30 protein-coding genes are annotated in these 26,464 nt (G+C 67.0%); 21 read left to right on the plus strand and 9 right to left on the minus strand.

Annotated features, from left to right (window positions below; all coding sequences use genetic code 11):
- Positions 1-88 precede the first annotated feature (88 nt).
- From PMES_RS14105 to mmsB, 5 genes are all read left to right on the plus strand, one after another.
- A complete protein-coding gene (locus tag PMES_RS14105) occupies positions 89-1,585 on the plus strand; it encodes a CoA-acylating methylmalonate-semialdehyde dehydrogenase (protein WP_159966370.1) in 1,497 nt (498 codons plus the stop codon).
- Positions 1,586-1,663: 78 nt separating this feature from the next.
- Positions 1,664-2,836 carry a carboxylate-amine ligase gene (locus PMES_RS14110; RefSeq protein ID WP_159966371.1) on the plus strand — a complete coding sequence of 391 codons (1,173 nt, stop codon included), beginning with the start codon at positions 1,664-1,666 and terminating at the stop codon, positions 2,834-2,836.
- A 43-nt stretch (positions 2,837-2,879) separates the two neighbouring features.
- Complete coding sequence (locus PMES_RS14115; protein ID WP_159966372.1) at positions 2,880-4,019, plus strand: acyl-CoA dehydrogenase family protein; 1,140 nt, start codon at positions 2,880-2,882, stop codon at positions 4,017-4,019.
- Entirely contained in the window at positions 4,016-5,065 is a 1,050-nt protein-coding gene (locus tag PMES_RS14120) for an enoyl-CoA hydratase/isomerase family protein (RefSeq protein WP_159966373.1), read from the plus strand. The genes PMES_RS14115 and PMES_RS14120 overlap by 4 nt, the downstream gene beginning before the upstream one ends.
- Before the next feature lie 56 nt (positions 5,066-5,121).
- A complete protein-coding gene (gene mmsB, locus PMES_RS14125; protein ID WP_159966374.1) occupies positions 5,122-5,994 on the plus strand; it encodes a 3-hydroxyisobutyrate dehydrogenase in 873 nt (290 codons plus the stop codon).
- Between the two features lie 90 nt (positions 5,995-6,084).
- On the opposite strand, the gene PMES_RS14130 is transcribed toward mmsB, so the two are convergent.
- The 4 genes from PMES_RS14130 to PMES_RS14145 form a co-directional block, all read right to left on the minus strand.
- On the minus strand, positions 6,085-7,536 hold the full coding sequence (locus tag PMES_RS14130) for a TRAP transporter large permease (RefSeq protein WP_159966375.1): 1,452 nt from the start codon (positions 7,534-7,536) through the stop codon (positions 6,085-6,087).
- A gap of 4 nt (positions 7,537-7,540) precedes the next feature.
- Positions 7,541-8,227, minus strand: a complete 687-nt coding sequence (locus tag PMES_RS14135; protein WP_159966376.1) for a TRAP transporter small permease — start codon at positions 8,225-8,227, stop codon at positions 7,541-7,543.
- A gap of 108 nt (positions 8,228-8,335) precedes the next feature.
- The gene (locus PMES_RS14140; RefSeq protein ID WP_201289011.1) at positions 8,336-9,352 is read right to left on the minus strand and encodes a TRAP transporter substrate-binding protein; all 1,017 of its coding nucleotides are present in this window, start codon (positions 9,350-9,352) and stop codon (positions 8,336-8,338) included.
- Positions 9,353-9,552: 200 nt separating this feature from the next.
- On the minus strand, positions 9,553-10,014 hold the full coding sequence (locus tag PMES_RS14145) for an Lrp/AsnC family transcriptional regulator (protein WP_159966377.1): 462 nt from the start codon (positions 10,012-10,014) through the stop codon (positions 9,553-9,555).
- Between the two features lie 136 nt (positions 10,015-10,150).
- Between PMES_RS14145 and cysG the strand changes: the two genes are divergently transcribed.
- The 7 genes from cysG (at position 10,151) to infC (ending at position 16,342) form a co-directional block, all read left to right on the plus strand.
- A complete protein-coding gene (gene cysG / locus PMES_RS14150; RefSeq protein WP_159966378.1) occupies positions 10,151-11,551 on the plus strand; it encodes a siroheme synthase CysG in 1,401 nt (466 codons plus the stop codon).
- Positions 11,548-11,859 (plus strand): DUF2849 domain-containing protein, encoded by a 312-nt coding sequence (locus tag PMES_RS14155; protein WP_159966379.1) that lies wholly within the window; start codon positions 11,548-11,550, stop codon positions 11,857-11,859. Before cysG ends, PMES_RS14155 begins: the two co-directional genes overlap by 4 nt.
- Entirely contained in the window at positions 11,852-13,516 is a 1,665-nt protein-coding gene (locus PMES_RS14160; RefSeq protein WP_159966380.1) for a nitrite/sulfite reductase, read from the plus strand. The genes PMES_RS14155 and PMES_RS14160 overlap by 8 nt, the downstream gene beginning before the upstream one ends.
- Positions 13,506-14,237 carry a phosphoadenylyl-sulfate reductase gene (locus tag PMES_RS14165; RefSeq protein WP_159966381.1) on the plus strand — a complete coding sequence of 244 codons (732 nt, stop codon included), beginning with the start codon at positions 13,506-13,508 and terminating at the stop codon, positions 14,235-14,237. The genes PMES_RS14160 and PMES_RS14165 overlap by 11 nt, the downstream gene beginning before the upstream one ends.
- A gap of 81 nt (positions 14,238-14,318) precedes the next feature.
- Positions 14,319-14,738 carry a DUF934 domain-containing protein gene (locus tag PMES_RS14170; RefSeq protein ID WP_159966382.1) on the plus strand — a complete coding sequence of 140 codons (420 nt, stop codon included), beginning with the start codon at positions 14,319-14,321 and terminating at the stop codon, positions 14,736-14,738.
- 63 nt (positions 14,739-14,801) lie between these two features.
- Entirely contained in the window at positions 14,802-15,656 is an 855-nt protein-coding gene (locus PMES_RS14175) for a ferredoxin--NADP reductase (RefSeq protein WP_159966383.1), read from the plus strand.
- Positions 15,657-15,664: 8 nt separating this feature from the next.
- Positions 15,665-16,342, plus strand: coding sequence for a translation initiation factor IF-3 (gene infC, locus PMES_RS14180; protein ID WP_159966468.1), 678 nt, complete (start codon positions 15,665-15,667; stop codon positions 16,340-16,342).
- A 47-nt stretch (positions 16,343-16,389) separates the two neighbouring features.
- Here infC and PMES_RS14185 read toward each other — a convergent pair whose 3' ends face one another.
- Positions 16,390-16,791, minus strand: coding sequence for a DoxX family protein (locus PMES_RS14185; RefSeq protein WP_159966384.1), 402 nt, complete (start codon positions 16,789-16,791; stop codon positions 16,390-16,392).
- A gap of 108 nt (positions 16,792-16,899) precedes the next feature.
- Here PMES_RS14185 and PMES_RS14190 point away from each other — a divergent pair, with 108 nt between their 5' ends.
- Both PMES_RS14190 and gap read left to right on the plus strand, forming a co-directional pair.
- Entirely contained in the window at positions 16,900-17,040 is a 141-nt protein-coding gene (locus PMES_RS14190) for a hypothetical protein (RefSeq protein ID WP_159966385.1), read from the plus strand.
- Between the two features lie 115 nt (positions 17,041-17,155).
- On the plus strand, positions 17,156-18,166 hold the full coding sequence (gene gap / locus PMES_RS14195; protein WP_159966386.1) for a type I glyceraldehyde-3-phosphate dehydrogenase: 1,011 nt from the start codon (positions 17,156-17,158) through the stop codon (positions 18,164-18,166).
- Positions 18,167-18,232: 66 nt separating this feature from the next.
- On the opposite strand, the gene PMES_RS14200 is transcribed toward gap, so the two are convergent.
- Positions 18,233-19,093, minus strand: a complete 861-nt coding sequence (locus PMES_RS14200) for an extensin-like domain-containing protein (RefSeq protein WP_159966387.1) — start codon at positions 19,091-19,093, stop codon at positions 18,233-18,235.
- Positions 19,090-20,091, minus strand: coding sequence for a L,D-transpeptidase family protein (locus PMES_RS14205; protein WP_159966388.1), 1,002 nt, complete (start codon positions 20,089-20,091; stop codon positions 19,090-19,092). The genes PMES_RS14200 and PMES_RS14205 overlap by 4 nt, the downstream gene beginning before the upstream one ends.
- Positions 20,092-20,275: 184 nt before the next feature.
- Between PMES_RS14205 and PMES_RS16610 the strand changes: the two genes are divergently transcribed.
- Positions 20,276-20,437 carry a hypothetical protein gene (locus PMES_RS16610; RefSeq protein WP_201289012.1) on the plus strand — a complete coding sequence of 54 codons (162 nt, stop codon included), beginning with the start codon at positions 20,276-20,278 and terminating at the stop codon, positions 20,435-20,437.
- Positions 20,438-20,498: 61 nt separating this feature from the next.
- On the opposite strand, the gene PMES_RS14210 is transcribed toward PMES_RS16610, so the two are convergent.
- Complete coding sequence (locus PMES_RS14210) at positions 20,499-20,981, minus strand: DUF6314 family protein (RefSeq protein ID WP_236549815.1); 483 nt, start codon at positions 20,979-20,981, stop codon at positions 20,499-20,501.
- A 113-nt stretch (positions 20,982-21,094) separates the two neighbouring features.
- On the opposite strand from PMES_RS14210, the gene purB reads away from it, so the two are divergent.
- The 6 genes from purB (at position 21,095) to PMES_RS14240 (ending at position 25,711) form a co-directional block, all read left to right on the plus strand.
- Positions 21,095-22,402 (plus strand): adenylosuccinate lyase, encoded by a 1,308-nt coding sequence (gene purB / locus PMES_RS14215; protein ID WP_159966389.1) that lies wholly within the window; start codon positions 21,095-21,097, stop codon positions 22,400-22,402.
- Positions 22,403-22,480: 78 nt separating this feature from the next.
- Positions 22,481-22,819 (plus strand): SH3-like domain-containing protein, encoded by a 339-nt coding sequence (locus PMES_RS16880; protein WP_268892427.1) that lies wholly within the window; start codon positions 22,481-22,483, stop codon positions 22,817-22,819.
- Positions 22,812-23,123 (plus strand): SH3-like domain-containing protein, encoded by a 312-nt coding sequence (locus tag PMES_RS16885; RefSeq protein ID WP_268892428.1) that lies wholly within the window; start codon positions 22,812-22,814, stop codon positions 23,121-23,123. The genes PMES_RS16880 and PMES_RS16885 overlap by 8 nt, the downstream gene beginning before the upstream one ends.
- Positions 23,113-23,769: a nitrile hydratase subunit alpha gene (locus PMES_RS14230; RefSeq protein WP_159966391.1), complete on the plus strand. Its 657-nt coding sequence runs from the start codon at positions 23,113-23,115 to the stop codon at positions 23,767-23,769. The genes PMES_RS16885 and PMES_RS14230 overlap by 11 nt, the downstream gene beginning before the upstream one ends.
- A gap of 98 nt (positions 23,770-23,867) precedes the next feature.
- Complete coding sequence (locus PMES_RS14235) at positions 23,868-24,830, plus strand: DMT family transporter (protein ID WP_159966392.1); 963 nt, start codon at positions 23,868-23,870, stop codon at positions 24,828-24,830.
- Positions 24,827-25,711 carry a lysophospholipid acyltransferase family protein gene (locus PMES_RS14240; protein WP_159966393.1) on the plus strand — a complete coding sequence of 295 codons (885 nt, stop codon included), beginning with the start codon at positions 24,827-24,829 and terminating at the stop codon, positions 25,709-25,711. Before PMES_RS14235 ends, PMES_RS14240 begins: the two co-directional genes overlap by 4 nt.
- A 42-nt stretch (positions 25,712-25,753) precedes the next feature.
- Here PMES_RS14240 and PMES_RS14245 read toward each other — a convergent pair whose 3' ends face one another.
- On the minus strand, positions 25,754-26,455 hold the full coding sequence (locus tag PMES_RS14245; RefSeq protein WP_159966394.1) for a DUF1223 domain-containing protein: 702 nt from the start codon (positions 26,453-26,455) through the stop codon (positions 25,754-25,756).
- Between the last annotated feature and the right edge of the window lie 9 nt (positions 26,456-26,464).

Genomic DNA, 26,464 nt, shown 5'->3' on the forward strand with positions numbered 1-26,464 from the left:
TCTTGCAAAACCCTTTTGGCAAACTGCGGCTTTTCGCACGCCCCCCGCAAGGCCTAAGCTGCGCGCAACGTTTATTGGAGGACCTTTCATGGAACAGCTCTCGCACTGGATCGACGGCAAGCACGTCAAGGGCAGCGGCCGCAGCGCCGATGTCTACAACCCCGCCACCGGCGAGGTGCAGGCACAGGTCCCGCTTGCCACGAAATCCGAACTCGATGCCGCCGTGGCCAGCGCCGAGAAAGCGCAGCCGGCCTGGGGCGCCACGAACCCGCAACGCCGTGCCCGGGTCATGATGGAGTTCGTGCGCCTCATCAACCGCGACATGGAAAAGCTTGCCGAGGCGCTCAGCCGCGAGCATGGCAAGACCATCCCCGATGCCAAGGGTGACGTGCAGCGCGGGCTCGAGGTGATCGAGTTCTGCATCGGCGCGCCCCATCTGTTGAAGGGCGAGTTCACCGACAGCGCCGGGCCCGGCATCGACATGTATTCGATGAAGCAGCCGCTCGGCGTCGTGGCCGGCATCACCCCCTTCAACTTCCCCGCGATGATCCCGCTGTGGAAGATGGGCCCTGCCCTCTCCTGCGGCAACGCCTTCATCCTCAAGCCCTCCGAGCGCGACCCCTCGGTTCCGCTGATGCTGGCCGAGCTGCTGAAGGAAGCCGGGCTTCCCGATGGCATCCTGCAGGTGGTCAACGGCGACAAGGAGGTCGTGGACGCGATCCTCGACAACGAGACGGTGCAGGCGGTGGGCTTCGTCGGCTCCACCCCGATCGCGGCCTATATCTACGAGCGTGGCTGTGCCAACGGCAAGCGCGTGCAATGTTTCGGCGGCGCCAAGAACCACATGATCATCATGCCCGACGCGGACATGGACAAGGCCGCCGACGCGCTGGTGGGCGCGGGCTACGGCGCGGCCGGCGAGCGCTGCATGGCGGTCTCGGTCGCCGTTCCGGTGGGAGAGGAGACCGCCGACCGGCTGATCGAGAAGCTGGTGCCGCGTATCGAGAAGCTGAAGGTCGGTCCCTACACGGGCGGCGATGACGTGGATTACGGCCCCGTGGTCACCGCCGCTGCCAAGGAGAACATCGCGCGCCTGGTGCAGTCCGGCATCGATGCCGGCGCCGAGCTTGTCGTCGATGGCCGCGATTTCAGCCTGCAGGGATACGAGGACGGCTTCTTCGTCGGCCCGCATCTCTTTGACCGTGTGACGCCGGACATGGACATCTATCGCAAGGAAATCTTCGGCCCCGTGCTCAGCACGGTGCGCGCGGGCTCCTACGAAGAGGCGCTGGGCCTTGCGATGGATCATGAATACGGTAACGGCACCGCGATCTTCACCCGCGACGGGGACGCCGCGCGCGACTTCGCCAACCGGGTGAATGTGGGCATGGTCGGCATCAACGTGCCGATCCCGGTACCGCTCGCCTATCACACGTTCGGCGGCTGGAAGAAATCGGGCTTCGGCGATCTCAACCAGCACGGGACGGACGCGTTCAAGTTCTACACCCGCACCAAGACCGTGACCTCGCGCTGGCCGTCGGGGATCAAGGATGGCGGTGAGTTCAACTTCAAGGCGATGGACTGATCGCTTGCGCCGGGGGTCTGAACGAACGGGCGCCCGGCGCGTTCTCTACGCTGACACCTGCGAAACGGAGTGAGCGACATGAATGAACCCGCCTTCAGCATCGGCATCGAGGAAGAATATCTCGCGGTCGACCCCGACACTATGGACCTGGCCCCCGTGCCGCCCGAAATGCTCGAGGAGGCCAAGGACGCGCTCGGTGACAAGGTGAGCCCAGAGTTCCGGGCCTGCCAGATCGAGATCGGAACCGGGGTCTGCGCCGATATCGGCGAGGCGCGATCGGACCTGGCGAACCTGCGCTGCACCCTGTCGGAGATCGCCGAGCGTCACGGCCGGGTTCTCGCGGCCGTCTCCTGTCACCCCTTCGGCGAGCCCGAGAACCAGGAAACCGGTCCCGCCGCCCGCTATGACGAGATCGCCGAGGATATCGGCGGCATTGCCCGCCGCCTGATGACCTGTGGGATGCATGTGCATGTGGGGCTCGGCGAGGATGATGAATTGCGAGCCGACCTGATGCAGCAGTTCACGACGTTCCTGCCCTACGTGCTCGCCCTCTCCGCCTCCTCGCCCTACTGGAAGGGTGAGGATACCAGGCTCGAGAGCTACCGGCTCAACGTCTTCGACAGCGTCCCGCGCTCGGGATTGCCGCCGCGCTTCGATCACTGGTCGGATTACAGGCGCACCGTCGATCTGCTTGTCGACAACGAGATCGTCGAGGATGCCAGCAAGATCTGGTGGGACCTGCGCCCCTCGGAGGCCTTTCCCACGCTCGAGGTGCGGATCGCCGATGTCTGTCCGCGCATGGAGGACGCCCTTTCGATCGCGGCTTTCATCCAGTCCGGAATGCGCCTGCTGTGGCGCCTCAAGACGCAAAGCCAGCGCTGGCGGATCTACGAGCGCTTCTTGATCGAAGAGAACCGCTGGCGGGCGCAGCGTTATGGCACCAACGGCACACTGCTCGATCTGGGCCGCGGGCACCTGTCGCCCTTCGCCGACATGCTCGAGGATCTCACCGGGCAGATGCGTGCCGATGCCGAGGCGCTGGGCTGCGCGGACGAGTTGAACGGCTGTCTCGACATCGCCCGGAACGGCGCGAGCGCGACGCGCCAGAGGAAGGCCTTCGAGGCGGCAACCAACAAGGGCGAGGCGCCGAAGGACGCCTTGCGCGAGGTGCTGCGCGAGGTGACGTCGGAATTTCGGCAAGGCTGCAGCCGGGAGGATATCGCGCGCCGCGCCGGATCCGGCGCCGCCTGAGAATGACCGGGGCAGCAGCGTCCCGTGAAGGGAGGAGAATACCATGGATTTCGCACTGAGCGAGGAGCAGCAGGCGATCTTCGACATGGCGCGCGCATTCGCCGAGGAGCATATCGCTCCGAATGCGCGCGCCTGGGAGGCGGAGGGAACGATACCGCGCGCGCTGTGGCAGGATGCCGCGGCGCTCGGCTTTGGCGGGCTCTACGTGTCGGAAGAGGCCGGCGGCGTGGGGCTCGACCGGCTCGATGCGAGCCTCGTCTTCGAGGCGCTGAGCATGTCCTGCCCCTCCGTCGCGGCCTTCCTGTCGATCCACAACATGTGCGCCGGGATGATCGACCGCTTCGGATCGGACGACCTCAAGGAGCGCATCCTCGCGCCGGCGGTGCGGATGGACAAGGTCCTGGCCTATTGCCTGACCGAGCCGGGATCGGGCTCGGACGCGGCGGCGCTCAAGACACGGGTCCTGCGCGATGGTGACGGCCTTCGCCTGACGGGCACGAAGGCGTTCATCTCCGGCGGCGGCTACTGCGACGCCTATGTCGTGATGGCGCGCACTGGCGGTGACGGGCCGCGCGGGATCTCGGCCATCGTGGTCGAGGATGGTGCGCCGGGACTGAGCTTCGGCGCGCTCGAGGACAAGATGGGCTGGCGCGCGCAGCCCACGAGGCAGGTGCAACTCGACGATTGCACGGTGCCGGAGGGCAACCTGCTCGGCGTAGAGGGCGCCGGCTTCTCCTACGCGATGAAGGGGCTGGACGGGGGACGGCTGAACATCTCGGCCTGCTCGCTCGGTGCGGCACAGGCCGCGCTCGACGCGACGCTGACATACATGTCGGAGCGCCGGGCCTTCGGAAAACCCATCGACCAGTTCCAGGCGCTGCAATTTCGCCTCGCTGACATGGAGATCGAGCTTCAGGTGGCGCGCTGCTTCCTGCGGCAGGCGGCGTGGAAACTCGACACCGACGCGCCGGATGCCTCCGTGCATTGCGCGATGGCCAAGAAATTCGTCACCGAGGCCGGCAGCCGGATCGCCGATCAATGCCTGCAACTGCATGGCGGCTACGGCTACCTCGCCGATTACGGCATCGAGAAGCTGGTCCGCGATCTGCGGGTCCACCAGATCCTCGAGGGCTCCAACGAGATCATGCGCCTGATCGTCGCCCGCCACATGGTGGCATCATGAGCGGCGACGATGTCCTGTTGCGCCGGAGCGGAAAGGCCGGGCGGATCACGCTGAACCGCCCCGCCGCGCTCAACGCGCTGAGCCCCGAGATGTCGCGGCGCATCGAGGAGGCGCTGGCGCAATGGGCGCGGGACCCGCAGGTGCGGATCGTCCTCATCGACGCGGCCGGCGAGAAGGCCTTCTGCGCCGGCGGGGACATCGCCGATATCCATGCGCGGGCCGTGGCGGGGGATCTGACCTTCGCGCGGTCGTTCTGGCGTCAGGAATACCGGATGAACCTGATGATCGCGCGCTATGGCAAACCGGTGATCAGCCTGCTGCAGGGGTTCACGATGGGCGGCGGGGTCGGCCTCGGCTGCCATGCGGCGCATCGGATCGTCTGCGAGAGCAGCCGGATCGCGATGCCCGAATGCGCGATCGGCCTCGTGCCCGATGTCGGGGGATCGCGTCTTCTGGGCTGCGCTCCCGGCGAATGCGGGGCCTACCTGGGCCTGACGGGCGCGCGCATGGGTCCCGCCGATGCGATCCATGCGGGCTTTGCCGACATGTTCATCCCGGCCGAGCGCTGGGGCGATCTCGTCGCGCAGCTCGAGCGGGACGGCGATGCCGACGCCCTGCGCGCCCATGCCGCCGATGCCGGTCCCGCGCCGCTGGCCGAGAAGCGCGATGTCATCGACCGGACCTTCGGCGGCACCGATATCGCGGCCATCCGGGGGGCGCTGCACGGCATGGGGATGGACGATCCCTTCGCCGAGGAGGCCCTGGCGGGACTGTCACGCGCCTCGCCGCTTTCCGCGGCCGTGGCGCTTGCCCTGGTGCGGCGCAGCGGCGCGGCGCCGGGGCTCGTGCAGGCGCTCGAGCTTGAATTCCGGGCAACCTACAGGCTGCTCGAGACCGGCGATTTCGTCGAGGGCATCCGCGCGATGATCATCGACAAGGACCGCAAGCCGAACTGGCGCCACGCCGATGCCGCGCAAGTCTCCGGCGAGGAGGTTGCGTCCTATCTCGCGCCGCTCGGACCCGAAGGGCTCGAGCTGCCGGAATGATCGAAGCGGCCCGGCGCTGCCCGGACGCGAACTGAACACAAGGAGGAGAAGCGGGAATGAGGATCGGGTTCATAGGTCTTGGCAACATGGGGCTGCCCATGGCGCGCAACCTTGCAAAGGCAGGCCACGAGGTCACCGGATATGACCGCGCCGAGGTCGATGCGGGGCCGGTGACCCTCGCGCGCAGCGCCGCCGAGGCGGCATGCGGCGCGCAAGTTGTCATCACCATGCTGCCCAATGGCGACATCCTGCGCGGTGTCGCCGATGAGATCGTGCCGGTCATGGAGGCCGGGGCGATCCTGCTCGATTGCTCGACGGTGGATGTCGCGACGGCGCGCGATGTCGCCGCGCAGGCCAAGGCGGCCGGCTTGGGCATGCTCGACGCCCCGGTCTCGGGCGGCATCGGCGGCGCGTCTGGCGGCACGCTGACCTTCATGGTCGGTGGCCCCGAGGCGGCCTTCGAGGCGGCCCGGCCCCTCTTCGACATCATGGGGGCCAAGGCCGTGCATTGCGGACCCTCCGGCAACGGCCAGGCGGCCAAGATCTGCAACAACATGATCCTCGGTGTGACCATGATCGCGACCTGCGAGGCCTTCGCCCTCGCCGACAAGCTCGGGCTCGACCGGCAGGCGATGTTCGACGTGGTCTCGACCTCCTCGGGGCAGAGCTGGAGCATGAACACCTATTGCCCCGCGCCGGGCATCGGTCCGCAATCCCCCGCCGACAACGATTACGCGCCGGGCTTCGCGGCCGATCTCATGCTCAAGGATCTGCGCCTTGCGCAGCAGGCCGCCGAAGGGGTTGATGCCGACACGCCGCTCGGGCTGGCCGCGCGCGACCTCTACGAGAGTTTCGTCGAGCGCGAGGATGGCCGCGGACGCGACTTCTCCGCCATGCTGCCACGACTGGCGGCGCGCGGACGAGGCTGACGCAGACACCGAGGCTGCGGCCAGAATAAGAAGGGGGGCGGCATGCTGAACATGCCGCCCCCCTTTTTTCTTGGCCGGTCGCGCGCCGCGCTACCGGGTGATGATCTCCGGGCCCATGAAGGTGGTCGGCAGCCAGGTCGACAGGACCGGGATGTAGGTCACCATGATCAGGAAGACGAAGAGCACCGCGAGGAAGGGCAGCGCCGCACGCACCACCTGCATCATCGGCATGTTTGCGACGCCCGAGGTCACGAACAGGTTGAGGCCGACGGGCGGGGTGATCATCCCGATCTCCATGTTCACGACCATGATGATGCCAAGGTGGATCGGATCGATCCCGAGCTGAATGGCGATCGGGAAGACCAGGGGCGCGACGATGACGATCAGGCCGGACGGCTCCATGAACTGGCCGCCGATCAGCAGGATCACGTTGACGATCACGAGGAACATGATTGCCCCGAAGCCCGCGTCGAGCATCATCCCGGCGATCTGCTGGGGGATCTGCTCGTCGGTCAGCACATGCTTGAGGATCAGCGCGTTCGCGATGATGAACATCAAGGTCACGGTCAGCTTGCCAGCCTCGAAGAGCGTGTTGCGCACGTCGCGGTGGAAGAAGGCGGTGATCAGCGCCCAGGGACGCTGCAACAGGGTGGCGTTGCGCGGGCCGTCCTGCGGAGCGCCGCTCAGGGAGCTGCGCGCACCGGCCGCGCTCGCCGGGGAATGGGCGTCGTCGGTGATCGGGCTGACGGCTGCCAGCGGACCCATGTCGCGATAGACGAAACAGGCGATCACGAAGGCGTAGACCGCCGCGACGGCCGCGGCCTCCGTCGGCGTGAAGATGCCCCCGTAGATGCCGCCAAGGATGATGACGATGAGGAACAGGCCCCAGCCGGCATCGCGCCCCGAGGCCCAGACCTCGCCCCAGCCGAGCCAGTCACCCTTGGGCAGGTTGCGGCGCACGGCGATGATGTAGATCGTCGCCATCAGCATGAAACCGGCCAGAAGCCCGGGAATGACACCGGCAAGGAACATCCGGCCCACCGACACGTCGGTTGCCGAGGCATAGACGACCATCACGATCGAGGGCGGGATGAGGATGCCGAGCGTGCCGGCGTTGCAGATCACGCCGGCGGCGAATTCCTTGGAATAGCCGACCTGCCGCATCCCTGCGATCACGATCGAGCCGATCGCGACCACCGTGGCGGGCGAGCTTCCCGACAATGCCGCGAACATCATGCAGGCGAAGACGCCGGCGATGGCGAGGCCGCCGGGAAGATGGCCGACGAGGGCGATGGAGAAGCGGATGATCCGCCGCGCCACGCCGCCCGTCGACATGAAGGAGGAGGCCAGGACGAAGAACGGGATCGCCAGGAGCGTGTAATGCCCGGCCATCGCCTGGTAGAAGGTCTGCGCGATCGAGGCGAGTGACGTGTCCGAGAAGGCCAGCAGGAACATGATCGAGCTGAGGCCGAGCGCGATGGCGATCGGCATGCCGATGAGCAGCAGCGCGATGATGACCGCGAATAGGAGGGCGACTTCCATCTGTTCAGACCTCTGCGTTCTTTGCGGCGGCCTGTTCGACCGCCTCTTCGGCCTCGTGGCTCACGATCAGGCTGTCGCGTGTGCCGACGAGCAGACCGATCAGTGCCTGCACCAGCCGCAGGAGCAGCAGGGCGACGCCGAGGGGAAGGATGATATAGGGGATGACGCGCGGCAGCTTGTCATATGCCTCGCCCATGTTGATGGCCGGCTCGAGCCAGCGGAAGATGTCGACCATCGGAACCTGGTCGGTCACGTAGAATGCCCGGTCGCGCGTCTCGACGAAGCCCGTGGGGAACCAGCGCCCGCTGGTCTGGTCGAGCGCGGCGAAGGGCGCCCAGTAATCCCATGCGCCCTTCATCAGGAACGCGGCGTAAAGGATGCACAGAAGCGCGGCCAGGATCGCGACCGCGCGGCGCAGGGGCGCCGGCAGCAGGGTCGTGACCGCGTCCACGCCCAGATGTGCGGTGACTTTCACGCAATAGCTGATGCCGAAGATCACCAGCCAGGCAAAAAGGATCAACGTCACCTCGAGCCCCCAGATCAGGGTCGAGTTGAAGACGTAGCGCAGGACGACGTTGGCGAAGGTGACCAGCGTCATCAAACCGAGGAGCAGCGCGATCGCCGTCTCCTCGAAGCTGTTAACCGCCCGGCCGATCGCCCCGCGCGGTTTGTATTTGGAGGAACCGCTCATCTCGCTCTCCCGCTGATGGTCCGTCTAGGTGGAATGCTAAAGGGTCCGGGCAGGCGCATGTGCCTGCCCGGACCCGGACATGGTACCATACCCCTTCCGGGGGCAGGCTTACATGGATTCGTTGACCTTCTGGGCCGCTTCGATGTTCTCGGCGCCGATGCCGTCCTCGAACTTCTCCCAGACCGGCTTCATCGCGTCGACCCAGGCCTGACGCTCCTCGTCGGAAAGCTCGCGGATCGTGCCGCCGGCATCGAGGATGGCCTGACGCGCCTCGGCATCGACCTCGCCCACGGCGTCGTTGCGCTCCTGGGTGACCTCGCTCAGGATGGTGGCGAGCTGCTCGCGCAGATCGGCGTCGAGCCCTTCCCACCAGTCCACGGACGTCACGACGAGATAGTCGAGAACGCCGTGGTTGGTCTCGGTGGAGCCGTCCTGCACCTCGAAGAACTTCTGGCCATAGATGTTGGACCAGGTGTTCTCCTGCCCGTCGACAACGCCGGTCTGCAGCGCGCCGTAGACCTCGGAGAAGGCCATCGGCTGGGGCGATGCGTCGAGCTGCTCCATCTGCGCCACGATCACGTCGGAAGGCTGGACGCGGAATTTCAGGCCGGCGGCATCCTCGGGCTTGGTCAGCGGCTTGCTGGCCGAGAACTGCTTCATGCCGTTATGCCAGAACTCGAGCCCGAGCAGCCCGCGGCGCGTCATCGATTCCTTCATCGCATCGCCGGTCTCGCCCTGCTGGAACTTGTCCACGGCCGCGATGTCCTTGAACATGAACGGAAGGTCGAAGATCTGGAACTGCTTGGTGAAGGTCTCGAACTTCGACAGCGAGGGCGCGGCCATCTGCACGTCGCCCTGCAGCATCGCCTCGAGCACCTGGTCGTCATTGTAGAGCGTGGAGTTCGGGAAGACCTCGACACAGGCCTTGCCGTCCATCTCCGCGTTCACCCGCTCGGCGAAGAGCGCGGCCGCAAGACCCTTGGGGTGCTTGTCGGAATTGGTGACGTGGCTGAACTTGATGACTTCCTCGCCCTCGTCGCAACCGCCGGTGTGCTCTTCGGCCGAAGCGCCCGTGGCGACCATGGCCAGAACGGCGGCAACGGATGCAGCATTGAGAATTTTCATTATGTCTCTACTCCCTAAGTCCAAGACAGTGATCCTTGCGCGCGCAATATTTTGCGTCACGGCTGGCGCGCAGTCTCCCCCAGCGTAAAGCGCAGGACAAGCACATAATTGTAGGCGGCAGGGCATCGCGGCTCCTGAAAGGTTGCGCGCAGGGGGCGATGCCGTGCCGCAATGCTGCGCATGGGCCGCGGCCCCGCCTCTCACACCGGAAGGACGGTCGTCGATTTCAGCTCCTCCATCGACAAGAGCGCGGTGACGTTGTGGATCCGCACCTCCGAGATCAGCGCCTGGTAGAAGACGTCATAGGCCCGCGCGTTCGAGACCCGAACCTTCAGGATATAGTCGATATCGCCGGCAAGCCTGTGCGCCTCCTGCACCTCCGGCCGCGCGCGCAGGGTCTGCAGGAACTTGTCCTGCCAGCCGGCATCGTGCTCGGCCGTTCGGATGAGGACGAAGAAACATGCCTCCAGCCCGAGCTTCTCGGCATCGAGGATCACCGTCTGCTGGCCGATCACCTCGGCCTCCCGCAGCTTGCGGATCCGGTTCCAGACGGGGGTCTTGGAGGAGCCGACGATGCGCGCGATCTCGTCGAGCGATCTCGCGGCGTCCTGCTGCAGGACCCTGAGAATTTTCCGGTCGAGTTCATCTAGACGGACGGACATTCCACACCTCGGGCCATATCGAAAGAAAACCTCTTCTTGAGGCGCATTACAGGACAAGCGTTCCTATCGGCAAGCGGTATGGCGACACCGGAGGGAAATAATTCTATATGTGACGCGAACGTATGACGAGGTCACGATGAAGCATTTTCCCGTATTCCTCAGTGTCGAGGGTCGCAGGATCGTCCTGTCGGGCGGCGGCGAAGCGGCCTTGGCCAAGTTGCGCCTTCTGCTCAAGACCGAGGCGCATCTGAGCGTCTTCGCCGCCGATCCGGCGCCCCAGATCGAAGCTTGGGCGCGGGACGGAAAGCTGCGCCTGGAACGGCGCGCGATGGGTCCCGGCGACGCGCTCTGCGCGGTGCTGGCCTATGCGGCGAACGAGGATGCTGCGGAGGATGCGCGCGTGGCCGCGATCGCCCATGCCGAGGGCGCCCTCGTGAACATCGTGGACAATCTGCAGGACAGCCAGTTCATCACGCCCGCCATCGTCGACCGCGATCCCGTTACCGTGGCGATCGGCACCGAGGGTGCGGCGCCGGTGCTGGCCCGCGCGATCAAGGGCGATATCGAGGAGCGCCTGTCGCCGGTGCTCGGCCCGCTCGCCAGGATCGGGAAGGCGTTCCGCGCCCGGGCCGAGGCCCTGCCCTTCGGCCGTGCACGGCGCGATTTCTGGGCGGAGTATTACGGCGGCAAGGGTGCGCAGGCCTTTGCCGAGAGCGGCTCCGAGGGAGCGCGCGGCATCCTCGACCGGCTTCTGGATGCGCATCTGGCCCGCCGCGCGGCGCCGGGACGCGTCGCTTTCGTGGGCGCCGGGCCTGGCGATCCCGAGCTTCTGACGCTGAAGGCCCGCAAGGCTCTCGACGCGGCCGACGTGGTCATCCACGACCGGCTCGTCTCGGGCGAGATCCTCGAGCTGGCGCGGCGCGAGGCGATCCTCCTCGACGCGGGCAAGGAGGGCTTCGGCGCGTCCATGGCGCAAGGCGATATCAACGACCTGATGGTTGCCCATGCCAGGCGCGGCGCTCACGTGGTGCGGCTCAAGTCGGGCGATCCATCCGTCTTCGGACGGCTCGACGAGGAGATCGCGGCCTGCGAGGCTGCCGGTCTCGACTGGACCGTGGTGCCCGGCATCACCGCCGCGAGCGCCGCCGTCGCCGCCATCGGGCAGAGCCTGACGCAGCGCGGACGCAACAGTGCGGTGCGGCTGCTGACCGGGCATGACACGCGCGGCTTCGCCGATCACGACTGGGCGGCCCTGGCGCGCCGCGGCGAGGTTGCCGCCATCTACATGGGCAAGCGCAGCGCACGCTTCGTGCAAGGGCGCCTCCTGATGCACGGGGCCGATCCCGCGACCCCGGTGAGCATCGTGGAGAATGCCTCGCGCCCCGATCAGCGGGTGATCGACACCTGCCTGTCGCGCCTTGAGCCCACCCTGACCGAGGCCGGACTGACCGGCCCTGCCCTGACCCTTTACGGGCTGGCACCGCGCGCCGCGCGTGCCGCCGCACATGACATCGATCTGAAGGAGGCCGCGCTATGAGCCGCCGTTTCACCCCCAAGGTGGTCACTGCCAACGATCTGCTGGAAGGCGACGCCATCTGGCTCACCGAGGATGACACCTGGACCCGCGACATGGCCCGTGCCGAGCTTATCGAGGACGAGGCCCACGCGCAGCTGCGCCTGCTCTTCGCCGGCTCGCAGCCCGCCATCGCCGTCGGCCCCTATCTTGCCGATGCCAAGATGGGGCCGGACGGTCCCGAACCCACCCATTTCCGCGAGGCGTTCCGCACCCGCGGACCCTCGAACTATGCCCACGGCAAGCAGGCCGAGGAGAGTGTGAATGTATAAGTACAGCGATTTCGACGAAGCCTTCGTGCGCGAGCGCGTGGCGCAATTCTCGGGCCAGGTGGCGCGCCGCATCGACGGCTCGCTCACCGAGGACGAGTTCAAGCCGCTGCGCCTGATGAATGGCCTCTACCTGCAGCTTCACGCCTACATGCTGCGCGTGGCGATCCCCTACGGGACCGTCAGCAGCCGGCAGATGCGCCAGCTCGCCATGATCGCCGAAACCTATGACAAGGGCTACGGCCATTTCACCACGCGCCAGAACATCCAGTTCAACTGGCCTAAGCTCGCCGACATCCCGGCGATCCTGTCGGCACTGGCCGACGTCGAGATGCACGCGATCCAGACGAGCGGCAATACCATCCGCAACGTGACCGCGGACCATTTCGCCGGCGCCGCCGCCGACGAGATCGCCGATCCGCGTCCCATCGCGGAGCTGCTGCGCCAGTGGTCCACCGACCACCCCGAGTTCCAGTTCCTGCCGCGCAAGTTCAAGATCGCCGTGACCGGCAGCCCCAACGACCGGGCCGTCACCAAGGCCCATGACATCGGGCTGCGCATGATCGAGCAAGGTGGCAAGCCCGGCTTCGAGGTGATCGTTGGCGGCGGCCTCGGCCGGACGCCGATGATCGGCAAGGTGATCCGCGATTTCCTGCCGCTCGAGGACCTGCTGCCCTATTGCGAGGCGATCGTGAGCACCTACAACGTGCTCGGACGCCGCGACAACAAGTACAAGGCGCGCATCAAGATCACGGTCCACGAGAACGGGCTCGATACTTTCCGCGATCTCGTCGAGGCGCGTTTCGACGAGCTGCGTCCGCAATTCGGCGGTGCCGATCAGGCTCTGCTGGGAGAGATCGAGCAGGCTTTCGCCGCGCCGGCCTTCCGCAACGCGCCCGTCGAGGCCTACGAGGCCGCCCGCTCGGCCGATCCGGTCTTCCGCAGCTGGGCCGATACCAATCTTGCCGCGCATCGCAACGACGGCTACGCGATCGTGTCGATCTCGCTCAAGGCGCATGGCGCGACGCCCGGCGATGCCAGCGCCGACCAGATGCGCGTCATGGCCGACCTGGCCGAACGCTACGGCCATGACGAGCTGCGCATCAGCCACGAGCAGAACGTGATCCTGCCGCATGTGCACAAGTCCGACCTGCCCGCGATCCACGCCGCGTTGCGCGAGGCCGGGCTGGCCACCGCGAATATCGGCCTGATCTCGGACATCATCGCCTGCCCGGGCATGGATTACTGCGCGCTGGCAACGGCCCGCTCCATCCCCATCGCGCAGGAAATCGCGACCCGTTTCGACGAGCTGAAGATCGAGCATGAGATCGGCGAGATGAAGATCAAGATCTCGGGCTGCATCAACGCCTGCGGCCATCACCATGTCGGCCATATCGGGATCCTCGGTCTCGACCGTGCGGGTGTGGAGAATTACCAGATCACGCTGGGCGGCGACGGCACCGAAACGGCCGCCGTTGGCGAGCGCGCGGGACGCGGCTTCTCCGCCGACGAGATCGTCCCGGCGATCGAGCGGCTGGTCAATGCCTATCTCGAGCATCGCGAAGGTGCCCAGGAAAGTTTCCTCGCGGCCTATCGCCGGCTCGGTGCTGCGCCTTTCAAGGCCGCACTTTATCCAGAGGAGCGTGCCGATGCCGCTTGAGATACCCCTGGCCCCCGTCGGCGTGCGCGCGGCAGAGTTGAACGCGCGCTATCGCCACCATTCCGCCACCGCCGTGCTGCGCCATGCGCTGAGCGATCCGCAGGTGGGGCGCATCGCCCTCGTGTCCTCTTTCGGCGCCGAGTCGGTTGTCCTGCTGCACATGCTCAGTGTCGTCGACCGCAGCGCGCCGGTGATCTTCCTCGACACCGAGATGCTGTTCGCCGAGACGCTGGAGTATCAAAAGGACCTCTCCGAGCAGCTGGGTCTGAGCGATGTCCGCGTGATCCGGCCGGATCGCAGGCAGCTTCTGGAGCGCGATCCCGACGCGCTGCTGCACCGCACCGATCCCGACGGCTGCTGCGCGCTGCGCAAGACCGAGCCTCTGCAGGACGCACTGGCGCCCTTCGATGCCTGGATCACCGGACGCAAGCGCTTCCAGGGCGGCGCCCGTGCCGCGCTGGAGTTCTTCGAGGCCGAGGACGATACCCGGATCAAGGTCAACCCGCTGGCCCATTGGGACAAGTCGGACGTTCAGGATTACATGGTCAACAACCGCCTGCCCCGCCATCCCCTGGTCAGCCAGGGATACCCTTCGATCGGTTGCGCCCCCTGCACGAGCCGGGTCGGCGCCGGCGAGGACGAGCGGGCCGGCCGCTGGCGCGGTGCGCAGAAAGAGGAATGCGGCATCCATTTCGTCAACGGGAAGATGGTGCGCGGCTAGACCCCGCCCGATGACGCGGCGAAAACGGGCCCGGCCCGATGACAGGACAAGCGCGGGCCATGCCCCGCGAGGAGACAGACAATGAGCGTGATCGTCACGGATACGGGGTTCGCCCCCGATGACTGGGAGCATGACTTCCACCCCCAGAGCGCCCTGCCGGAGAGCGCCGATGTGCCGGCGCTTGCCGTCGATCTGCAGAGCGACGCCAACCCCGAGGCCCTTGCCGAGCGGATCAGCGAGATCGACCTGATCCGCGTCAATTTCCCGTCCTTCTCGGACGGGCGCGGCTTCACCATCGCGCGGCGGCTGCGCCAGCTCGGCTTTGCCGGCCGGCTTCGCGCGCATGGTCACGTGATCGCCGACCAATACGCGATGGCGCGCCGCGTGGGCTTCGACGAGGTCGAGATCACCGACGAGCTCGCCGAGCGGCAGCCGCAGGACCAATGGCGCGCACGCGCCGACTGGCGCGCCCATGACTATCAGGCGCGGCTTCGAGCCTGACGCCGCTTTTCACCAAAGCAATACAGCCTTAAGAGGGAGGCGGGCCGAGGCCCGTTTCATGCCATGAACGAGATGACCGCACCCGTGACCCAAGCCGCCAAGACCCAGGCCCCGTCCAAGACCCTGCCGGACGCGCAGACCGTCACCTCGGTGACGCATTGGACCGACCGCCTCTTTTCCTTCAGGGTGACACGCCCCGCGAGCCTGCGCTTTCGTTCGGGGGAGTTCGTGATGATCGGCCTCATGGGCGATCCCGACCCCGCGACGGGACGGCAGAAGCCGCTCCTGCGTGCCTACTCGATCGCATCGCCCGCATGGGACGACGAGCTGGAATTCTACTCCATCAAGGTTCAGGACGGCCCGCTCACCTCGAAGTTGCAGCATATCCAGCAGGGCGACCAGATCATCCTGCGTCCCAAGCCGGTCGGCACCCTCGTGCATGATGCGCTGCTGCCCGGGAACCGGCTATGGCTCTTCTCGACCGGGACCGGCATCGCGCCCTTCGCCTCGCTGATCCGCGAGCCGCAAACCTACGAGGATTACGACCAGATCATCCTCACCCATACCTGCCGCGACGTGAAGGAGCTCGATTACGGGCGCGAACTGGTCGAGAAGGTCCGCGGCGACGATCTGCTGCGTGAGCTGATGGGCGACGCGCTCGACAAGCTGGTCTACTATCCCACCACGACCCGCGAGCCGAGCGCGAAGATGGGGCGGATCACCGACCTGCTGCGTTCGGGCGAGATCTTCGCCGATCTCGATGCGCCCCCGCTCGATCCCAAGCTCGACCGGGCGATGGTCTGCGGCTCGATCGGTCTGAACACCGACATCAAGGAAATCCTCGAAGCCGCCGGCCTTCGCGAGGGCGCCAACAGCGCGCCGGCGGAATACGTCGTCGAAAAGGCCTTCGTGGGCTGAACGCAATGATGCGGCGGGCGGCGGGCGGCGGGGATTTTTCTTCGCACCCGCCGCGCCTCGCCGATAATGCGGTTGAAAACCCGCTGGGCCAACATTATCCTTACGCATCAATTCTTCGAAACGAGACAAGGACCAGCGCCATAGCCCGCAGACCGCACAATGCCCCGCCGACCCGCGATACCGGCCCTCGCGTCAATGACCGGATTCGCGTCCCCGAGATCCGCCTGATCGGCTCGGAAGGAGAGAATGTCGGTGTCGTCACGCCCCAGCGCGGGATGCAGTTGGCCGAGGAGGCGGGGCTCGATCTCGTGGAGATCTCGCCGAACGCCTCGCCGCCCGTCTGCAAGATCATGGATTTCGGCAAGTACAAGTACGAGACCCAGAAGCGCGAGGCCGAGGCCCGCAAAAAGCAGAAGACGATCGAGGTGAAGGAGGTCAAGTTCCGGCCGAACACCGACACGCATGACTACGACGTCAAGATGCGCAACGTGTTCAAGTTCCTCGAGAATGGCGACAAGGTCAAGGTGACGCTGCGCTTCCGTGGCCGCGAGATGGCGCACCAGAACCTGGGCCGCGAGCTGCTCGAGCGGGTGGCCGAGGACACCAAGGATGTCGGCAAGGTCGAGAACATGCCGAAGATGGAAGGCCGCCAGATGGTCATGATGATCGGCCCCGTGCGCGTCTGACGCCGCACGGCCGCAAGCCGCTTGCCCTTACTGTCGCGCCGCTCCGATCACCGGGGCGGCGTTTCGCGTTCCGGCCCCCGCACGGTATCCCCGCCCCGTGCCGGGGGAGCGTGGCCCGCAACCACCAGAAGCCCGCCGGCGATCGCCCAGTTCTTGACGAAGATCGACATCTGCCAGCCATCGCCGGGGACGAGGTGAAAGAAGCTCGTGAGCGCGGTATAGGCCGCGAGGGTGAGGGCCACGGGGCGCCGGGCAATGCCCGCGATCAGCAAGGCGCCAGCAACCGCGTTGAAGACGAGTGCCGGCCACACGAGCGCCGCCGGAAGGCTCCAGCCGGCCAGAAGCCCCTCGACCTGCAGCGGATCGACCCATTTTTGCACCGCTCCGGCGAGGAACAGCGACCCGAGAAGGACGCGGCCGGCCAGATCGGTGAATTCGCTCGTTGTCATCGGCGACATCTCCTAGAACGATCGGGTGCACGGATGCGGATGCGGCGGCCCTGTCCTGCATCGGCGGGAGGGCGCGTGGCCGTCAACGCTTAACCTTGAGGAAACCGCATGACAAACGCTATCGCCATCGGTCTCGGGGCCGCGATCATCGCCCTCATCCTTCTCGATCAGCTGCTGGGCACGGGCGGCGGCATCTTCGCCGCGCGCAAGCTTGCCGCCTTCGTTCAGCACATCGCTTTCTGGCGATAGCGCCAGCAGGTTGACGCCGCGCGCAGAACGCGCTTTCTCGGCATTGACGCGATCCGGCACCGGATCGCCGGGGCGCCCGCGCATGGGCACCAGTTGAACGCAGAGGAGCGGAAGTATGACAGTCAAGGTCGCCATCAACGGATTCGGACGCATCGGGCGCAATGTGCTACGCGGGATCATCGAGTCGGGTCGCACCGATATCGAGGTAATCGCCATCAACGATCTGGGTCCGGTCGAGACCAACGCGCACCTGCTGCGCTATGACAGCGTGCATGGCCGTTTCCCCGCCGAGGTGAAGGTCGATGGCGACACGATCGACGTGGGCCGCGGCAAGATCAAGGTCAGCGCGGAGCGCAACCCCGCCGATCTTCCCTGGGGCGATGTCGACATCGTCATGGAATGTACCGGCATTTTCACCTCCCCCGAGAAGGCGCGCGCGCATCTGGAGAACGGCGCGAGCCGCGTGCTCGTCTCCGCCCCCCTGTCGAACGCGGTCGAGGGCGAGAAGACCATCGTCTACGGCGTCAATCACGACACCCTCACCGCTGAGGACAAGATCGTGTCGAACGCGTCCTGCACCACCAACTGCCTGGCGCCCGTCGCCAAGGTGCTGAACGATGCGATCGGGATCGAGCGCGGCTTCATGACCACGATCCACTCCTATACCGGTGATCAGCCGTCGCTCGACACGATGCACAAGGACCTCTACCGCGCGCGGGCCGCGGCCCTGTCGATGATCCCGACCTCGACCGGCGCGGCCAAGGCCGTCGGCCTGGTGCTGCCGGAGCTGAACGGCAAGCTCGACGGTGTCGCGATCCGCGTGCCCACGCCGAACGTGTCGGTCGTGGACCTGACCTTCACCGCGAGCCGCGAGACCACGGTCGAGGAGATCAACGACGCGATCCGCGCGGCGGCCGATGGCCCGCTCAAGGGCATCCTCGGCTACACCGATGAACAGCTCGTCAGCACCGATTTCAACCATGATCCGCATTCGTCGATTTTCCACACCGACCAGACCAAGGTGATGGAGGGCACGATGGTGCGCATTCTGACCTGGTATGACAACGAGTGGGGCTTTTCGAATCGCATGGCCGACACGGCCGTCGCGATGGGCAAGCTCATCTGATCCCGCATCCGGCGGATCGGAGGAACATCCGATCCATTGGGCCCGGCGGGATCGCCGGGCCCTTCGTCATCGACAGAGCCTGTATGCCCCGCGCCGGGCCTTCACGTCGAAATGCAGATGGTCGTCGTGATAGGCATCCGTGCCGGGCCCCAGCACCGTGGTGAATGACAGGCAGGCCGTGCCGCGCACCGCCCTTTGGAAAGCCTCCTCGACCGTGCCGGCCCGAGCGCGCGGCTCGATCGGCAGGAAGGCGCCCTCCTCGAACTCGAATCCCATGATATCGACGGCATTGCCGAAGGAATGCTCGCTCAGCTTGCCCGCCGGAAGGTTGTTGCGCCGCCGGCAGACATAGCTCGATCCATGGCGCACCGAGACCAGCGCGCCGCGGCCCTCGAGGATGGCCGTTGCCGGCTGCACGAAATCCTCGATCCAGGTCGCGGTCGCGAGCGCCGTCTGGCACCGCATCACGGCATCCGGCTCCATCGCGATGCCGGGCAGGATTTCGGAGATCTCGAGCGGGTTCGCGATGCCGCAGTCGCGATCCTCCTCGCGGCGCGGGGCGATGCGGGCATAGACCGTGCCGCGCCGGTCAAGTGCGGCCAGGCAAGCGGCGAGTTCCTCGGGGCTCTCCTCGAGCGCCTCCCAGGCGGGTGGCTCATCCGGCACGGGGGTGGGCGCGGGTGTGGCTTCGGGCGCCGCGCTTGCGGGCGCCTCGATGCCGGCATCATCGGTTCCATCCTCCGGCGCGGCCTCAGGGGTCTCCTCGGGTGTCTCCTCGGGCGCATCCACGCGCACGGGGCGGTCCTCTGGGCGATCCTGGGGGCGGGGACTGCTGTCGGGAGCCGCCTGCGTCTGCGCGCCGAGCGGCACCGCGAGGGTGAGTGCGCCCGCCAGAAATGCCGCGAGCCAGGCCGAACGCCCGTTCACCGGGCGAACTCCACGACCGTGCCGGGTTTCACCATATGCGCGAGCTCTTGCGCGTCCCAGTTGGTGAAGCGGACGCAGCCATGACTGGCCGCCTCGAAGAGACTGTCCGGATCGGAGGTTCCGTGAAGGCCGTAGGTCGGTTTCGACAGGTCGATCCAGACGCTGCCTACTGGGCCGTTCGGCCCCGGCGGCAGGAGCAGGAACTCGTCATTGTCGCCTTGCGTGAAATTTTCGTCGGGCTTGTAGCTGTAATTGGGCTCGATCGCGATCGCGGTCACCTCGACGATGCCCGAGGGCGACGGCGTCTGCGACGAGCCGATGGTCACGGGGTAATCGGCGAGGACAAGGCCGTCGGAGCCGTAGGCGGTCGCGCGCCGGCGCTGCTTGTCGACCACCACGCGCACCGCCGCGCCGGCGCGGCGCCCGCCGGGATCGACGACGGTGATGCGCTCGCCGGGCACGAACCGTGCACCGGGATTGAGCCCTTCGAGGAAGGCCTCGTCCATGTGGAAACGCTCGGCGAGTGCCTCGCTGGCGCGCTCGTATCCGATGCGTTGGCGATCGGCGAGCGCGGTGTAATCGTCCGGGAGCGCTCCGCCCACGTCGGCGACATCTTCTTGCGAGATGATGTGGGACGCTGTCACGGCACCTGCCGCCGCCCCATTCAGGCGGGACCAGACGGCACCGTCCATCGCGCCATCGACCGGCAGCCCTTCGCGCAGCTCGAAGGCGGCGATGGCGGTGCGTGACATCTCCCCCGCGTAGCCGTCGATGACGCCGGGAGAGACGCCGGCCCGGTCGAGGAGCACTTGCAGGCGCACGGTGATGGCGCTGCGACCCTCGGGGAGTGCGCCGCCCGTATAATCCGCGCTGTCGATCTGCGCGGGCGCGGGAATGGCATCGGGAGGTGTCCTGGCGATGGACGCGGGGGGCGCGGCGACAAGCTGCGCGGGGGCGGCGGCAAGGGCGAGTATGGCGAGGGCGGGTCTGACGGTCATCTGGCGGGGCTCCCTTTCGCGGCTCAACAGTCCAAACCCCGCAAGGGGTCCGAAGGGCACCGCGCGCCATGTCCCTGCTGCATATCCGGCCCCGCGGCGGCGGTGATTGTGCCATCCCGCCCTTGTGGCCAAATGACAGGCATGCCGCGGATGGACCGCGGCTCGAACCCTTGAAGGAGCCGGAATGACATTCCTTGATCGCCTGCACCAACGCGCCCGCCAACGCGGCGAATACGAACGCACCCGGCGCGAGATCGCCGCCCTGCCCCGCGATGTCGCCCTAGATCTCGACATCTATCCCGGCGACGCGCATCGGATCGCGTGGAAGGCTGTCTATGGCGTATGACCCTGCCGCGCGTATGGGGGCCGGCGGCAGGAGCCGCACGGTCCTGTAGAGGGGCACCCGGTCACGGTGCCCCTTTCTCGTTGCGCGCTGGCCTTTCGCCCGGTGCGTAGTCGCTGCGCATCACGTAGTCCTTGCGTGGGCCGGTGACGGTCCAGAGCGCGCTCCAGCGCGGCCAGTCACGAAAATCATAGGTCACCTCGTAACGGTCCGGTGCGCATTCATGCACCGCCCCGGCACGCCCCGCACGCGGCGCGATCAGGTGAAAGAAGCGCCCATCCTCGAAATGCACGCGGATATCGGGGCCGTCCTGCATCCATAGCGCACCGCGCTCGGCACGGATCGGCGCCGCCGCGCCAAAGCGCAGCAACCCGGCTTCGCCCATCCGCAGGCCCCCTTCCGCAGGCTGCCAGCGTGCCGTGCCGTCGAGCCGGCCGGAAAGCCGCGCGCGGCGATCCTCGATCTTCCGCGACAGGGTCCAGTCGCCCTCGAAATCACGCAGGCGCGGCGCCTCCCGGCAGGTTCGATCGGTGATGGGGGCGGTCAACGGCCGCGCTCCTCGTGCTGTTGTTGGCCATTGCCGGGGCCCGCTTCTTGCCGGGACCCTTGGTGCAGTCTATGACCGCGGCCATCCCGTCACAATCGCGAAAGGCCGCGCGCATGATCCCTCGCTACTCCCGTCCCGAAATGGTCGATATCTGGTCGCCCGAGACGAAGTTCCGCATCTGGTACGAGATCGAGGCGCATGCCTGCGACGCGATGGCCGATCTCGGGGTCATCCCGCGCGAGAATGCCGAAGCCGTATGGAAAGCGAAGGATGTCGAGTTTGACGTGGCGCGGATCGACGAGATCGAGGCCGTGACGAAGCATGATGTGATCGCCTTTCTGACCCATCTTGCCGAGCATGTCGGAAGCGACGCTGCGCGTTTCGTCCACCAGGGCATGACGAGCTCGGACGTGCTCGACACCACCTTCAACCTGCAGCTGGTGCGTGCGAGCGATCTGCTGATCGCCGATATGGAGAAGCTCCTGGAGGCGCTCGAGCGCCGGGCCCGCGAGCACAAGGACGCCGTCCGCATCGGCCGCAGCCATGGCATCCATGCCGAGCCGACGACGATGGGCCTCACCTTCGCGCGCTTCTATGCCGAGATGGACCGGGGCCTGCGGCGGCTCAAGACCGCGCGTGCCGAGATCTCCACCGGCGCGATCTCGGGCGCCGTCGGTACCTTCGCCAATATCGATCCGCGCGTCGAGGAGCATGTGTGCGAGAAACTCGGCCTCATGCCCGAGCCGATCAGCACGCAGGTGATCCCGCGCGACCGCCACGCGGCCTTCTTCGCCGCCCTTGGCGTGTTGGGAAGCAGCATCGAGAATATCGCCACCGAGATCCGGCACATGCAGCGCACCGAGGTGCTCGAGGCCGAGGAATTCTTCTCGGCCGGGCAGAAGGGCTCGAGCGCCATGCCGCACAAGCGCAACCCGGTCCTGACCGAGAACCTCACCGGTCTTGCGCGTCTCGTGCGCATGGCGGTGGTGCCGGCCATGGAGAACGTGGCGCTCTGGCACGAGCGCGACATCTCGCACAGCTCGGTCGAGCGCAATATCGGCCCCGACACCACCATCACCCTCGACTTCGCCCTCGCGCGGCTGACGCAGGTCGTCGACAAGCTGGTGATCTATCCCGACAACATGCTGGCGAACATGAACAAGTTCCGCGGCCTCGTGATGAGCCAGCGGGTCTTGCTGGCGCTGACCCAGGCCGGCGTGAGCCGCGAGGATGCCTATCGCCTCGTGCAGCGCAACGCCATGAAGGTCTGGGAGGAAGGCAAGGATTTCAAGACCGAGCTTCTGGGCGATGCGGAGGTGACGGCGGCCCTCAGCCCCGAGCAGATCGAGGAAAAGTTCGACCTCGGCTATCACACCAAGCACGTGGACACGATCTTCGCACGGGTCTTCGGCGAGCGCTGAGCGGGCCCTCGCCCCTGCCGGCGCCGCGCGCGCCGGCAGGTCATGGACACCGTCCCCCGGGGCCACTAGCATCGCGCCATGACCGATATGAATGGACATCGCTGGCACGACATGGGGGGCGCCGAGAGCGGCGCGATTTCCCGCGACGAGCATGATTTCGCCTTTTGGGAGAAGCGTGTCGACGCGCTCGTCATCTTGGCGCAGGCACGCGGCCTCTTCACCGTTGACGCGTTGCGCCGGGTCCTCGAGGACATGGGGCCCGAGGCGTTCGAGACGATGAGTTACTACGAGCGCTGGGTCGCGGCGTTGAACCAGAACCTCGTTGAGCGAGGGGTCTATACGGTCAGCGAACTTGGCGCGCGCATGGAACGGATCGCCGAGCGCGGCGTGACCTATGGCGAGGCGGCCGATGAGTGAGCCCGCGGATGGCGCGCCACTTGCCCCCGGAACCACGGTGCGCGTGGCCACGATGATGCCGCCGGGCCATGTGCGCACGCCTGTCTATCTGCGCGGCCGGCGCGGTGTCGTCGAGCGGCGCCTCGGTCCCTTCCCCCTTCCCGAAGAGCTGGCCTATCACCGGCCCGGTCGCCCGCATGATCTCTACCGGGTCAGGTTCACGATGGCCGAGATCTGGGGCGCGGCCGCCGAAAGGCCCCGCGACACGCTCGAGGCCGAAATCTACGCCCACTGGCTGAGACCGGAGCCGACCGATGCCGCATGACCATTCCCACGAGATGAGCCCCTCGGGCCATCCCTACCGCACCGATGACGACGTGCCGCTGAGCTACTGGCAGCAGATGGAGATCGCCATCCGCGAGATCCTGATCGAGAAGGGCGTGACCTCGGCCGCCGAGATCGCGGCGCAGGTCGAGGCGATGGACGCGCGGGGGCCCGCCAATGGCGCAGCCCTCGTCGCGCGGGCCTGGAGCGACGGTGAGTTCCGCGCGCTTTTGATGCGCGATGCGGGAGCGGCCTGCGCGCAGATGGGCTTTGACATCGGCACGCTCAAGCTCATCGCGCTCGAGAATACCGAAAACGTGCACAACGTCGTCGTCTGCACCCTGTGCTCATGCTACCCGCGCAACCTGCTGGGATTGCCGCCCGACTGGTACAAGTCGCGCGCCTATCGCAGTCGCACGGTCCGTGAGCCGCGCCGGGTCCTGGCCGAATTCGGGGTGGAACTGGGCGATGATGTCGAGATCCGGGTCCATGACAGCACCGCCGACATGCGCTACATCGTGATCCCGCGCCGGCCCGAGGGCACGGCGGGACTGTCACGGCCCGAGCTTGCCGCGCTCGTCGGGCGCGATGCGATGATCGGCACCGGCCTAGCCCGCGTACCTGGCGCCGCGCCGCCGGGGGGCTGACCGGCCCGCACCGCTTCCCGAACCGGCCGGGCAAACAGAACAGGGCGATCGCTCCCCATCGCGGGGCCGCCGCCGCATCCACAGGACTGGAACGCGAGATGAACGAGGCGGCACGCGAGCGGCGGAGCGGGTATCGGCGTGCCCCGCTTTCCGACCAGGCCAAGGGCATCTTGTTGATGATCTGCGCGATCGCGCTTTTCACGGTGCTCGATGCGCTGGCCAAGGGCATCGGGCAGGAAACGAACCCCGTCATGGCGCTCTGGGCGCGCTACGCGGGGCAGACCGTCATCGTTGCCGTCATCGTCGCGCCGCGCCTGCGCCGCGTGCTCAGGACGCGCTACCCCAAGCTGCAGGTCCTGCGTTCGATCTTCCTGCTCTCGGCGACGAGCTGCTTCTTCACGGGCCTGACGATGATCGGGCTGGCCGAGGCGACGGCGATCATGGACCTCAACCCGGTCATCATCACCCTCGGGGCCGCGCTGATCCTGGGCGAGCGCTTCGGGCCGCGCCGCGCGGTCGGGGTCGTGGTCTCGCTCATCGGGGCTCTGATCGTCATCCGCCCCGGCAGCGAGGTCTTCAGCTATGCCGCCCTGCTGCCGCTCGCCGCGGCGCTTTTCTATTCGGGCTACGCGTTGACCACGCGTTTCGTCGGCCGGGACGAGGATGCCTGGACCTCACTGCTCTACTCGGCCCTGCTCGGCGCGATCCTCTTTACCGCCCTTATCCCCTTCTTCTGGGAAATGCCGGACCTGCGCACGGCAGGGATGATGGCGGTAATCGGCTTTTGCGGTGCCGGCTCGCAGCTGATGCTGATCCGCGCGCTGATGATGGCCGAGGCGAGCCTGATCGCGCCCTTCGCCTATGTCGGGCTGATCTTCGCGAGCCTTTGGGGTCTGCTTTTCTTCGGCGAGTGGCCGGACCTTCCGACGGTGATCGGCATGGTTGTGATCGCGGGGGCCGGTCTTTATGTCTGGCACCGTGAGACACAGCTTGCCGGTCCCTCCGGGAGCGACACGGGCGGCGGGGCCATTCGGGGACGGGAAGGGAACGCGGGCGGATGAAGCGATCGGTGATGCGGGACCGTGCCGTCAACGCGGCCATCCGGTCGGTCCTCGCGCTGGCCATGGCGGTTCCCTACCGGACCCGCGTGCCGATGATGGGCTGGATCGTCTCGCGGATCGTCGCGCCGCTGGCCGGGTGGAGCCGCCGCGTCGAGGCCAACCTGGCCCATGTGCGCCCCGATCTGGACGCGGCGGAGGTCCGCCGGCTCAAACGCGCGGTGCCCGACAATGCCGGACGAACCCTGATCGAGATCTACTCGGGCGAGCCCTTTCGCGCGCGGGCCCGCAACACCCCGCTCGCCGGGCCGGGGCTCGACGCCCTGCGCGCGGCCCGCGCCGAGGGGCGGCCGGTCATCATGGTGACCGGGCATCTTGGCAATTACGACGTGCCACGCATCGCCCTTGCGCAGGAGGGGATCGCCCTCGCCGCGCTCTACCGCGAGATGCGCAACCCCTATTTCAACGCCCATTACGCCGAGGCGATGCGCGGCAATGCGGAGCCGATCTTCCCGGCCAATCGGCGCGGCCTGCTGGGTTTCGTGAACCACCTGCGGCAGGGCGGCGCGGTCGGTATCCTGATCGATGTCTTCGCGGGCAACGGCGCGCCGGTGACCTTCTTCAGCAAGACCGCGCCAACCGCGACTTCCGCGGCCGAATGGGCGTTGAAATACGATGCGCTCGTGGTCCCGGTCTACGGCATCAGGCAGCCAAATGGGCTCGACTTCGAAATCCTGATCGACGCGCCCGTGCCGCTGAGCGATCCCCTGACGCTCACCCAGGCGCTCAATGACAGCCTCGAGCGTGTCGTCCGCACCCATATGGAGCAATGGTTCTGGATCCACCGGCGCTGGAAGCCCGAGCTTCGCGCGGCGCAAGACTGAGCGGCGCCGCGCGGTCCGGTCCCCTCGCGGCCATTGGCGGTGTCAGTCGCGCATCGCCGCCGCGATGATGGCCCCCGGACCGCGTTCCTGGATCAGCACCGCGATCTTGCGACCGGGCATCGTGTCCTCGACCTCGATCGACAAGGGCGCGGCACCGTTCCATTCCGCGAGCCTGTGCCAGCCCTCGACGATATTGCTGTAGAAGATGCGCTTGCCGGCATTCTCGCCGTGATCGATCGCCACCTCGCGTCCGGGTGACACCGCTACGAGCTGCACGGCCATCACCTGCGGCAGCGGGCCCACGGCCTCCGCCGTGATCGCGATCCGGCCGTTCTCGCGCGTCAGGTCGAGCGCGACGCGGTCCGGCAGGGCGCCGTGCTTCTCTATGAGCTGCGTGACCTCGATCGGCTGGTAGCCGACAACGTGATCGATGCCTCCGACGATAATCTGCGGCGTGTAGACCATCCGCTCGCCGGCCGCCGCTGCATAGGCCTTCTGCCGCTTGGTGAAGGCGGGCTGCGCGAACATGTCGGCCCAGCCGATGTAATCCCAGTAGTCGACATGCAGCGCGAGGGCGATCACGTCCTGGCGTTGGGCGACCTGCGCCAGAAGCGCATCCGCGGGCGGACAGGAGGAGCAGCCCTGCGAGGTGAAGAGCTCGACCACGACCATCCGGTCGCTTGCCGCGAGTGGCGCGGCGCCCAGGGTGAGGGCCGCTGAAAGCAGGGCGGTCGCGATGCGCATAGGTTTGTC

Source organism: Profundibacterium mesophilum KAUST100406-0324 (assembly GCF_009835145.1).
Classification (GTDB): domain Bacteria; phylum Pseudomonadota; class Alphaproteobacteria; order Rhodobacterales; family Rhodobacteraceae; genus Profundibacterium; species Profundibacterium mesophilum.